7 protein-coding genes and 1 tRNA gene are annotated in these 12,081 nt (G+C 36.1%); 5 read left to right on the forward strand and 3 right to left on the reverse strand.

The window, feature by feature from the left end; all coding sequences use genetic code 11:
- Window positions 1-122 precede the first annotated feature (122 nt).
- Complete coding sequence (locus PVV57_RS03405; protein WP_273717973.1) at window positions 123-2,633, forward strand: SPOR domain-containing protein; 2,511 nt, start codon at window positions 123-125, stop codon at window positions 2,631-2,633.
- A 193-nt stretch (window positions 2,634-2,826) separates the two neighbouring features.
- Here the strand turns inward: PVV57_RS03405 and PVV57_RS03410 are convergent, their stop codons facing one another.
- Complete coding sequence (locus tag PVV57_RS03410; RefSeq protein ID WP_273717972.1) at window positions 2,827-3,102, reverse strand: hypothetical protein; 276 nt, start codon at window positions 3,100-3,102, stop codon at window positions 2,827-2,829.
- Between the two features lie 308 nt (window positions 3,103-3,410).
- Here PVV57_RS03410 and PVV57_RS03415 point away from each other — a divergent pair, with 308 nt between their 5' ends.
- Entirely contained in the window at window positions 3,411-4,517 is a 1,107-nt protein-coding gene (locus PVV57_RS03415; RefSeq protein WP_273783473.1) for a branched-chain amino acid aminotransferase, read from the forward strand.
- Window positions 4,518-4,630: 113 nt separating this feature from the next.
- On the opposite strand, the gene glpX is transcribed toward PVV57_RS03415, so the two are convergent.
- Together glpX and PVV57_RS03425 are read right to left on the reverse strand one after the other, a co-directional pair.
- Window positions 4,631-5,617 (reverse strand): class II fructose-bisphosphatase, encoded by a 987-nt coding sequence (glpX, locus tag PVV57_RS03420; RefSeq protein ID WP_273718104.1) that lies wholly within the window; start codon window positions 5,615-5,617, stop codon window positions 4,631-4,633.
- A gap of 134 nt (window positions 5,618-5,751) precedes the next feature.
- Window positions 5,752-7,068 carry a homoserine dehydrogenase gene (locus PVV57_RS03425; RefSeq protein WP_273717968.1) on the reverse strand — a complete coding sequence of 439 codons (1,317 nt, stop codon included), beginning with the start codon at window positions 7,066-7,068 and terminating at the stop codon, window positions 5,752-5,754.
- Window positions 7,069-8,470: 1,402 nt separating this feature from the next.
- On the opposite strand from PVV57_RS03425, the gene PVV57_RS03430 reads away from it, so the two are divergent.
- The 3 genes from PVV57_RS03430 to PVV57_RS03440 all read left to right on the forward strand — a co-directional run bounded on the left by PVV57_RS03430 (window position 8,471) and on the right by PVV57_RS03440 (window position 12,046).
- Window positions 8,471-8,545, forward strand: a tRNA-Glu gene (locus tag PVV57_RS03430).
- A 742-nt stretch (window positions 8,546-9,287) separates the two neighbouring features.
- Complete coding sequence (locus PVV57_RS03435) at window positions 9,288-10,502, forward strand: NADP-dependent isocitrate dehydrogenase (protein WP_273717966.1); 1,215 nt, start codon at window positions 9,288-9,290, stop codon at window positions 10,500-10,502.
- 116 nt (window positions 10,503-10,618) lie between these two features.
- Window positions 10,619-12,046: an MFS transporter gene (locus PVV57_RS03440; protein WP_273717964.1), complete on the forward strand. Its 1,428-nt coding sequence runs from the start codon at window positions 10,619-10,621 to the stop codon at window positions 12,044-12,046.
- The last annotated feature ends 35 nt before the right edge of the window (window positions 12,047-12,081 follow it).

Genomic DNA, 12,081 nt, shown 5'->3' on the forward strand with positions numbered 1-12,081 from the left:
CTTTATTGGTAAACTTTTTCATGTATCCTTGCATGAGAGGGGGAAAATTTATAATTTTAATATAACAAATCAAAATCAACCATTGATTGCACGCAAGTGCAAATCATTATGTGAGAAAAGCTATGAGCGATAATGATCGCAAAAATCCGCACGAAACAAGACAAGATCATGAACACCATGATCCTTTAGAAAGACTTACGCGCATTTTTAATCCGACCAAACAAAGCGGAAACCAAAATGAGCACTCTTTAGAGACAGATCGTTCAACATCTCATTCCAAAACATCATCCCATGATGAGGGTTTTGATTTGTCTTTTCTAGAAGAACAACTTGAAAATAATTTAACACACGACTTACCGTTTGATGATCAAAAAAATCAATGGAACTTGCATGCAACCAGCAACGCAACAGCCTCAGATATTGCGCAAACTGATTCTTTCAACCATTCAAAACAAAATAATTTATATGAAGAGAGATATTCTTCACCAACCAGTCATGATGAAGAACAAATTTTAGACGCGCTTTCTCCATTACCAATCCAAAAGAATCAATTACCTCAACAGAAAAAGACAGCAACCAATGCTAATCCTTTTTTTGAAAAAAGTAATTTTACCTCACAATCAGAATCAGAGAATTTCTTTTTTGATGAATCTGAAAGACGCGAGAATAAGAGAGACGAAACAGAAACTGTTGAACGAACTAATCATTTTTCACAAACAATCTCACCACAGCCTAAGACTGCGAATATACAAAAAACTTATGATGACAATCAAAATTTCTATGATACTTCCATAAACCATCCCTATAAAATTTCAGCGGATCAAGAAAATTGGATCCCAAAAGATCATACGGATATCTCATCTTCTCTGGAAGAAAATGAGTTTTTCTCATCTTCTAACCTTGTGTCAGAAAGACAAAACACGACAAGAAATCAAACAACGAGTGATTTCTCTTCTCCTTTGGATTCTCCACACGTTGACAGACAATCTTATTTAAAGGAATCTTTACAAGAACATCATACAACCAATTATCCCTATTTTTTTGAAGAAAATCCCTCACAACAAGAAACGTATAGCGAAAAAGTTCCAACATATAATGAAGCTCACCCCCCATACATCAATAAGGCTGAAAATCTCTCTAACCCAAACAGAGAAATTTCATATAACCAAAATAATTTAGATGCGTTTCTTTCCTCATCAGAACCTCTTAATACAAAACAAACAGAGAGCTTTTTTGCCCATAACTATACACACAGAGATACTCCCCCTCCTAATGTTGATACTTATAAGTTTTCCGAAGAAATCGTAGAAAAAACTGGTCCTATTATGGTTCCAGAAGTCCCATATGAAGCCCCAGAATACGATGTACCAACAGGTGTCCTGGAAGAAGAATTTGCGGATGTACTCAATGTAGGCAATGTTCCAAAAGATGATTTTTCTCAAAAACAGCCGAAAAATGAATCTTTCAATGAAATTTTTCATCAAACTATGCAAAGTTCAAAAGAAGGGGGGTATATAAACTCTAAAGAACAAAATGCTGACTATTTTTCTGCTGCCAATATGGAATATAATTCTCCCTCTTTTAGTGAGAATTCACCCTACACAAGCTCAGATGAAATCCTCGCGCATCCCTCAGCGCCTCCTCCCTTAAAAAGTCCTATTTTGGGTAAAATTTTCATCAAAGGTATTTTTCTTCTTATTTTAATAGCCGTGGGGTTTGCTGGTTATTCTCATTTTTTTATGCCATCACAGAAAGATAAAGAAGCGGTCATTATCCACGCTGATAATACACCTTTTAAATTCAAACCAGAAACAACTGAAACAAAAAACGATGTTGCTCATAATTTAGATGTCTATAAACAAACAACTGGACAAAATGAGAAACAAGAAAATACACAACAATTTCTTATTGATAACTCTGAACAACCTGAAAATTTAGAGGAATTAAACTCAGAAGAATCTCCAAACTTTTCATCATCTTCTTCAACTGAATCTGATGTTGAAGATGCCGTCACACAAGCCATCAATCATACTATTCCAACGCGAGAAGTACAAACCGTTATTGTCAATCAAGATGGTACAGTGACACTCGCTCCCGCGCATCAAACAGAGAGCAAACCTGCTGCTCAATCTGCAGAAACCATTGATCAAATTCCTGACGAGTTTCAAGGAGCATCCGTTGTTTCTTCGCATGATTCCGAGAGAAACGACCAAGAAAGTGATCATGATCTCAAAAATAATATTGATAAAATAATCGCTGAAAATACTGCTAACGCGAGTATTGAAGAGAAATTTATTCCAATTCCTTCTCATGCAGAGAGAAATGCAGAAATCGAAACGCACGCCGCGTCTCGTCCCACATCACCAAACAGAGTTGCACCCCAAAACTCAGAGGGTTATTACGTGCAACTTGCCTCTCAACCAACGCATGAGTTAGCAAGAGATTCTTTGAAAAAGATGAAATCCAAATTTGGATTCCTTATCGGCACCCGACCTTTAAATATTCAACCGGCTTTTATACCAGGAAAAGGAACCTATTACCGTGTTCGTATTCAAACGCAGGACCGTAATGAAGCCATAGTCCTTTGTGAAACCATTAAAAGTTCTGGTGGAAGTTGCTTCATCACACGCTAAACCAATCATGCAACGGTTGTTAAAACCGTTGCATGTTTTATTTCAAGACCATTTATTCCAAGAGCATTTAATGATTTATCGAAAACTTCAGAAATTAAAATCGTCTCAATCTTTTTCGCTTATGTATTGACGCTGACTTTATTCTTTAATCTGCGTCTTTCGCCTTATTTAAAAGCTTATGTTTACGAAAAAATCACTGCGTACTCTTATAGGTATAAGGTACAGGAGGGGATGAATTTAAATCTTTTTGTGGCGTTGTTATCGTCTGACTTGTTTCTGGAATATTATAACGTGCACTATGTTCAGGAGACTTTGCAAAAAAAGATCCTAAAAAACCAAAAATAAACCAGATAATAAACAGCCCAAGAAGAATAGCAAAAATACCCTTAGCGATTGAAACACGCTGTTCACGATCTTTTCTTTCTGTAGCCATACGTTCTTCATATGTGTGATAATTTTTATCAATCATAGTGGATTCCTTTTCTCAATTCCCTTACCTTTAAATTTCTAGAAAATATGCATATATGAAATTATTCAGATACTTATTTTGAGAAAACGATAAAGAAAGATAAAGGTTCCAAATAGCTTCATAAAGTTGGGAAAAAGAGCCGAGAATAGAATTAAAATATCTACCATATCCTTTGAATACTATAATAAAATCCTTCGAGTTCTGCAATAAAACATTGACACAAAGGATTTGCTAATAATAGAGTTGCGATTAAAATATCTCATTATTTTTATTAATAAAAAATAAAACATTCTCAAAAGGTTTTTCTTATGAAATCTCCCATATCGTCACTTTCCTTTAAAATAGAAAAACACCCATCACCCCTATCAGAAGAAAAACGTGAAGAAATTCTAAAAAGTCCCGGTTTTGGTCAATTTTTTACAGACCATATGTGTACTATTCAATGGACTGAAGACAAAGGATGGCATAACGCCGTTATTTCTCAATACAAAGCTTTAGAAATTAACCCTGCAAGTACCGTTTTGCATTATGGGCAGGAAATTTTTGAAGGCTTAAAAGCGTATCGTGCAAAAGATGGACGCATATTGCTCTTCCGTCCTGATGCCAATGCACAACGGTTTATAGAGTCAGCAAAACGGTTAGCCATGCCAGAATTACCAAAAGATATTTTTCTGGATGCCGTTCATCAATTAGTAAAAATTGATCAGAAATGGGTTTCTGATCTTCCCAACGCTAGCCTCTATATTCGTCCATTTATGTTCGGCAATGAAAACTTTTTGGGTGTTCGCCCCTCTCAAGAATATCTTTTTTGTATCATAGCCTCTCCAGTTGAATCCTATTTCAAAGGAGAAGAAAAATCTGTCAGCGTATGGATTGAAACAGAGTATAGTCGTGCTGGTCCAGGAGGGACAGGTGCAGCCAAATGTGGTGGCAACTATGCAGCAAGCTTACTTGCACAAAAAAGTGCAACTGAAAACAATTGTAGCCAAGTACTCTTCCTTGATATGGTTGAACGTAAATGGATTGAAGAACTTGGCGGTATGAATGTCTGCTTTATTATGGACAATAATACACTCCTAACCCCTCCCCTTAATGGAACGATCCTTCCAGGAATAACACGTCATTCAATTTTACAGTTGGCAAAACAAATGGGGTTAACGATAGAAGAGCGTCCTTATTCTTTTGCAACGCTTCAAGAAGATGCAAAGAGTGGACATCTTAAAGAAGTCTTTGCTTGTGGTACAGCTGCCGTTGTCACATCAATCGGCCGTTTTAGATATAAAGGGGGAGAATTTATTATCGGAAATGAAACAGTTGGAGAAGTCACAAAGCAACTTCGGACAGAATTAGTTGGTCTTCAAAAAGGGAATATAGAAGATAAAAATGGCTGGGTTCATTCTGTCCAGCTCTCATAATAAGACGATATTCTCATATCTATAAACGCTTCCATGAATATATATAGAACTTCATGGAAGCGCACGTACTACAGTAATTTCTCTATTTTTTAGGGATGACAAAAAAGAAAACATTAATCAAATTTTGAATGATCTCTATGATGTGCTTTAATATTACGAACTGTACCCGTATGGGAACGCATTACAAGAGTTTCCGTTTGAATGTAGCGAGACGTGAATTTAACACCAGAAAGCATATTACCATCTGTCACCCCTGTTGCTGAGAACAAAACATCACCCTTTGCCATTTCTTCCATTGTATAAACCTTATTGGGATCACTAATCCCCATTTTGGCTGCACGAGCAATTTTCTCTTCTGCATCAAGCAACAAACGACCTTGCATCTGTCCTCCAATGCAGCGCAAAGCAGCAGACGCTAAAACGCCCTCTGGGGCTCCACCAATCCCCATATAGAGATCAATACCTGTTTCTTCTGGATCAGTTGTATCAATAACAGCAGCAACATCTCCATCACCAATCAAGCGAATTGCTGCCCCTGTCGCTCGCACTTGATCAATCAATTTTTCATGACGAGGTCTATCCATAATACAAACAGTAATCTGATTAACAGCCACTCCTTTAGCCTTTGCAAGAGCATGAATATTATCGGTAGGGCAAGCATCTATATCCACCACTCCCTTTGGATAACCAGGGCCAATAGCAATTTTGTTCATATAAACATCAGGAGCATAAAGGAGGTTACCCTTTTCAGCAATTGCAACCACCGCCAAAGAATTAGCAAGATTTTTAGCACAAAGTGTTGTTCCTTCCAATGGATCAAGCGCAATATCGATCGCCAGTCCATTTTGAAAGCCTACTTTTTCTCCAATATAGAGCATAGGCGCTTCATCCCGCTCACCTTCACCAATCACCACAGTACCCTCAATCGGCAATCGATTAAGTTCCCGTCGCATTGCATCCACAGCAGCTTGATCCGCAGCCTTTTCATCGCCACGTCCGCGCCAGCGTGCAGCAGCAACAGCAGCACGTTCAGTGACACGTACCAATTCAAGTGTCAAAATACGATCAAGTCCATTTAAAATCTTCTGAGTTGTGGGCATATGAAAAAATCCTACCGAATGAATACCAGACAAAATATGAGTCCTTATTAAGCTCTAAGAATAAGCTTTTGGCAAAGATGAAAACTTTCCACAAGAGATAAAAGTATTCAAGCTTGTCTTATCAAGATAAGTTATCAATTCCCTGCCATACGTTCAATACGAATGAATTGAGATTTTGCAACAAGATGTCCATCTTTTTCAATTTCTGCAAGTGCCTGCCGTACATTCACTTCTGTTGTTTCATGCGTGATTAAAATAATCGTTTTTTCAATCTGATTTTCTACAAAAGGTCTTTGAACAATCGACTCTAATGAAATGTGATTATCAGCCATGTGCCTTGCAACCGCGGCAAAAACACCAGCACGATCATGAACATTTAAACGAATAAAATAACCACCTGCATGATGTGAAATGCGTGCTTTTTTATGAGGAGCAAGTTCTAATGCTGGACGTCTTAAAACAGGAGCATAATGAAAACCAGAACGTGCTTTTGCTATATCAGCCAAATCACCAATAACGGCTGATGCTGTTGCCATTCCTCCGGCGCCAGGGCCAGAAAACAGTAATTCACCTAATAAATCACTTTGAATAGAAAGAGCATTGGTTACACCATTGATCTGTGCAATCATTGAGGATGTTGGGACCATTGTTGGATGAACGCGTTGCTCTATTCCAGAATCCGTTTTTAATGCAACCCCTAAAAGCTTAATTCGATACCCCAATTCATCAGCCGCTCGGATATCAATTTGCGAAATATTATGAATTCCTTCAACATAAACATCATCTAATGAAACAGCTGTTCCAAAAGCCAAACTTGTCAACAAAGCTAATTTATGAGCCGTATCATTTCCCTCAATATCAAAAGTTGGATCTGCTTCAGCATAACCAAGTCTCTGTGCATCTGCTAAACAATCTTTAAATGAAAGACCTTCCGTAAACATGCGTGTTAATATATAGTTACAGGTTCCATTGAGAATACCATAAATCCGCGATATGTGATTACTAACAAGTGATTCTCTCATCGCTTTAATAACAGGCACTCCCCCTGCGACAGCTGCTTCAAAATGAAGAAAAACACCCTTTTGCTCTGCAATTATAGCCAGCTCTACTCCATGTCGAGCAAGAAGAGCTTTATTGGCTGTTACAACATGATGTCCTGCCTCAAGCGCCCTTTTAACCGCGGTATACACAATATCCAATTCACCACCAATTAACTCCACAAAAACATCAATCTCATCAGAAGCTGCCATCTCCATAGGTGAATCAAACCACCTTATATTACTGAGATCAATTCCACGATTACGGCCTTTATTGCGCGCACTAACAGCAACGACTTTGATGGATCGTCCACATTGACAAGCTAAACTATTCGCTTTTTCACATAGAGCTTGAACAACTGAAGTACCAACCGTACCAAGACCCGCAACGCCAACTTTTAAAGCTTCTGCCATTATCTAACCACTGATCCTTAATCTTTATTGAAAAATCGTTTAAATGATGTGCCACTCAACACAAAGAACACTGATATCCATCAGGACAAAAGAAATCCCCTGCTCTCTCTCACTCCCTTTTTTTAATAGAATTATCCCCGCTTATTCAAGCAAAATTCCTAAAAATACAAATATTTATTTTCTTCAAAGATTTCATAACCTTTTTCAGAATGAAAATCTGCAAAACGAATAAATGCAAGTCACCATAAAAAATTGCCTTGTTTTTAAAAAGCAAAAACCTTTTCATAAAAACTAAACTCTATCAACAAAGGATAGAAAAAATCTCTCAAAAAAACAATCGATAACACGCGAAGGAGTATTGACAACTTGGTAAGAAAAAACACACACGTATCTTCTAAATCAACAAATATTAAACAAAAAACACTCTCTCATATGATACGTAAAGAGAATGGAAAAAATAAAGTAGATTAATAAATAATACCACATTCCTTCCTACCATTATATAGCTTAAACTATCGTTCTTTAATAAAAAATTCTTAATGCTCTCCTGTATCAAAAAAAAATCTTACATTAAAATAAAAAACAAAAACTCATGTATGTACAGCATAATTCCGAGACATCATAAAGTTATAAATATTGAGAATAAATTTGCAAAATTCGAATATTTTACCTCAACTTATTGCCCCTTTGAAAAACGAACGAATTAAAATAACAAGAATCTAAATAAACGCTTTATCTGCGCTAATTTATTTTCAAAGAAAGAACTTTCTAAAGATGCAAGAGAACAAATAAAAAGCGTTTTAATTTCTTACAATCATGTAAAAGTAAAATTGATAAAAAACAATTTTTAAGATATTTTATAAAAACTTCCACAATATTTTTTAGTTTTATCATACAGGCTTTCTTTTTGTGAAATTGAAAGGAATCTATGGCTTATGCTTCAAAAGAAAACTTTTATGTGATTCGTACTATTAACTTACTCATGAATATTGTCTTCCTACTTCATAAATTATACGGTTTTGCTTTATGATAAGCTTAAATAAGCAACCTTCTTGTATAAAAGCTCTGCAAGTTAAAGAATATTCACATGTGCAAGCATGAGACAAAAATGAATAAAATATGCAAAAAATAAACATCTTTAAAATGCTATTGTGATCATTGTTACCTATGCCTCAAACTGAAAATAAACAAAAAGTATCATTCGCTAAATATGATGTTCGCACCAAAACTTTCTATCAATCATGATAACTCTATATTTTTTCTACAAAAAATCTTAGAAAATAGAACGATCCAAACAAGAAACACTCAAAAATCATTCAATAAAGCACACTTTTTTCAAAAAAAATGCCCCAGAGGGCTTGCGAAGTAAAAAGATCCTCTCTATAAGCCTCATCATTGGTTTGCGCCCATCGTCTAGCGGTTAGGACATCGCCCTTTCACGGCGGAAACAGGGGTTCGATTCCCCTTGGGCGTACCATCCTTCTTTTTCTTCTATATAATATATTCATTTTACTCATATTTTTAAAAATTAAGCGACTCCTAAATAAAAGTGAGAGAATAGAATTTTAAAGGAACCTCTTCGTAAAAAGGGTGCAAGAATCATCTTGTGATTAATTTATTTGTTCTATTTCAAGGATAGTTTTTTTTACTGTGTACAATTAATAACAATAAAATAAATTAGAAAGCTCTAGCTTTCTATAAAGTGAATTCATAAGCTATATCTTTATCCACCTTTTTCAACCTTCAAAACTGAAATTGGCCCTAAAAACGGCATTTTAGATGAATTATTCCTCATTGCAGAGCCTTTGTATCATATTAAATTTCTCTATAAACAAACAAGGCCGTAATTTTAGAAACAAATGGCGATAGAAAAACAGATGCTTCCTCACGCAAGAAAATAACTCAAGAAACCATAATTTAGAATATAATCAAATTATCAAAGAGTTAAATGGAAACTTTGATAATAAAAACGCCCCTCTGTTCCCTAGTGAGCTACTTACTTTATCGATTAAACAGATTTTCTATCAGTTATACAATGATTATAGGTTTGCAAACACATCACTTCTTTCAAAAATTAAACTCTTCAATAAAACTTTATGCTCTATTGATCATATATTCTAACACCCATATTTACTCGCCCTTTTTCCCTTGTTTTTACTTTTCATTATAAACCTGAAAGTGCTATAAAGTAATATCACTTAAAAGAAAAAGGACTTCTAATGGCAAAGATCAAAGTAGAAAACCCCGTTGTTGAACTCGATGGGGATGAAATGACCCGTATCATCTGGAAATATATCAAAGATAAACTAATCCATCCCTATCTCGACATTGATCTTAAATATTATGATCTTTCCGTCGAAAATCGTGATGCAACCAATGATCAGGTAACGATCGATTCTGCCAATGCTATCAAAAAATATGGGGTTGGTATAAAATGTGCCACCATCACACCTGATGAAGCACGCGTTAAAGAATTTAACCTAAAAAAAATGTGGAAATCACCCAATGGTACTATCCGCAATATTTTAGGTGGAGTCATTTTTCGCGAACCCATTATCTGTAAAAATGTCCCCCGCCTTGTTCCTAACTGGACAAAGCCAATTATTATCGGACGTCACGCTTTTGGTGATCAGTATAAGGCAACAGATTTTAAATTTCCAAGCAAAGGGAAATTAACTATTAAATTTGTCGGTGATGATAATCAAGTTATTGAGCATGATATTTTTGATGCTCCAAGCGCAGGGGTTGCCATGGCAATGTATAATCTTGATGAGTCAATTCGTGATTTTGCCCGCGCATCTTTTAATTATGGACTACAGCGAAATGTTCCGGTTTATCTTTCAACAAAAAATACCATTCTAAAAACTTACGATGGTCGTTTTAAAGATATCTTTCAAGAAATATTCGATACAGAATTTAAAGATGAATTTGAAAACCGTCAATTATCTTACGAACACCGTCTCATTGATGATATGGTTGCTTCTGCATTAAAGTGGTCCGGTGGATACGTATGGGCATGTAAAAACTATGATGGTGATGTCCAATCTGATATTGTTGCTCAAGGCTTTGGTTCTCTTGGTCTTATGACTTCCGTTCTCATGACACCTGACGGTAAAATTGTTGAAGCAGAAGCAGCCCACGGTACAGTAACACGCCATTACCGTCAGCATCAAAAAGGTGAAGAAACTTCAACAAATTCTATTGCCTCTATTTTTGCATGGACACGTGGACTAGCGCACCGTGCCAAACTAGATAACAATGAGAAATTAAAAAACTTTGCCTCAACATTGGAAGAAGTATGTATTAAAACTGTCGAAGAAGGTTTTATGACCAAAGACCTTGCACTTTTAATCGGACCTAAACAAAAATGGCTCTCTACAACAGGTTTCCTCGATAAAATTGATGAAAATCTCAAAAAAACAATGGGTAATTAAGAAATAATTTAATTAAAATTCAAAGCTCTATTTAGAGCTTTGAATTTTTCTTGGAAAATTTAAAGAACTACCTTATAAGTAAAAAGAGAGTAAATTTTTATTAAATAGCAAAAACAGTGAAAAAACAAAGCTGGTCTACGCTTTTATTGGGTAAAAATGGTCTTTGCTTTTTAACGTTGACAGGTGGGGTTGTGTTGCATGCCACCAACGTTTATATTGTTGTTACTATTTTACCCTCTCTTATGAATCATATTGGCAGTGAAATATATTATTCTTGGGTGGCGACTGTCTTCATTACAGCTTCACTCGTGGGGACTTCGCTTGCAACAAAAATATTAGGGAAATTAGGTCCTCGCAACACTTATGTTATCTCTGGACTTATCTTTACCCTAGGGGCTTTCCTATGCAGCATTTCTTCATCTATGCCATTATTTTTAATAGGACGCTTTATTCAAGGATTTGGAAGTGGCTCTTTGTTATCCCTATCTTATTCCATGGTGCGTATTGTTTTCAGCCCATCTTTATGGTCACACGCATTAAGTATTATTTCTGGAATGTGGGGAATATCAACCTTGTTAGGACCAGCGATCGGGGGGCTTTCTGTATATTATGGACTATGGCGAGCATCCTTTTGGACCATTGGTGTATTAGCTATATTCTTCTCACTTATCGCCTTTAAATTTTTACCCAAAAAGAATGAAAACGATGTTCCAACATCCCCTCTTCCTTTTCTCCAGCTTCTCACACTGATCTTATTAATTTTTATCATTTCTGTTGGAGGGGCTATGGAGTCAACAATGGCAAAAGTGTGGGGATTAATTATTGGACTTAGTCTTCTCTTTATTCTAGCAAAAATCGAATCATCGTCCCTTCATCCTATGTTACCGCGCAAATCCTTTTCTTTTTCTTCTGAAATTTTTCCTGTTTACGCATTGATCTTCGTTATGACAACAGTCGTATACAGTATAGAACTTTATTTTCCACTTTTTCTTCAAGAGCTTCATGGGCAAGCTCCACTTATTGCTGGTTATATAGCAGCACTTATGAGCCTAGGGTGGACATGTGGAGCCCTCACAAGTGCTGGTGTCTCCGCAAAAAAAATTCGCAACCTCATTGTATACTCCCCCTTATTAAAACTGTTAGGCATCACTATTCTTTTATGGTTTATTCCAACAGAAGTTTCCACACTTGAATATATTTTTATTATTTGCTTAGCACTATTTTCTATTGGGATCAGTGCGGGCATAGCGTGGCCACATTTGCTCACAAGGATCTTACAATGTGCAAATGATGAAGATGCTCTCCGCGCCAGTGAATCCCTTACTTCTGTACAACTATTTTCAGCAGCATTAAGTGCAACTCTAGCGGGAGTCATCACCAATCTTGCTGGCCTCTTTAATCCTGGAGGAACAATAGGAATGATCTTAGCAGCAAAAACTCTTCTTATAGTGCTCATGGGGCTTTTATTTTGTCTTGCTATTCCATTAGCGCTGCGCATTTCTTACTGCATATTAAAAAATCCAACAGGACATTCCAATAACTAAAAATAAATATAAAAATTCCTTCTTCACTCAAAAAA

The sequence above is a fragment of the Bartonella sp. AU15XJBT genome, assembly GCF_028618615.1.
Classification (GTDB): Bacteria; Pseudomonadota; Alphaproteobacteria; order Rhizobiales; family Rhizobiaceae; genus Bartonella.

Excerpts from the sequence above, each read along its gene's own strand:
- PVV57_RS03410 (WP_273717972.1), bottom strand. The coding sequence starts at position 3,102 with ATGATTGATAAAAATTATCACACATATGAAGAACGTATGGCTACAGAA.
- PVV57_RS03415 (WP_273783473.1), top strand. The coding sequence starts at position 3,411 with ATGAAATCTCCCATATCGTCACTTTCCTTTAAAATAGAAAAACACCCA.
- glpX (WP_273718104.1), bottom strand. The coding sequence starts at position 5,617 with ATGCCCACAACTCAGAAGATTTTAAATGGACTTGATCGTATTTTGACA.
- PVV57_RS03425 (WP_273717968.1), bottom strand. The coding sequence starts at position 7,068 with ATGGCAGAAGCTTTAAAAGTTGGCGTTGCGGGTCTTGGTACGGTTGGT.
- PVV57_RS03435 (WP_273717966.1), top strand. The coding sequence starts at position 9,288 with ATGGCAAAGATCAAAGTAGAAAACCCCGTTGTTGAACTCGATGGGGAT.
- PVV57_RS03405 (WP_273717973.1), top strand. The coding sequence starts at position 123 with ATGAGCGATAATGATCGCAAAAATCCGCACGAAACAAGACAAGATCAT.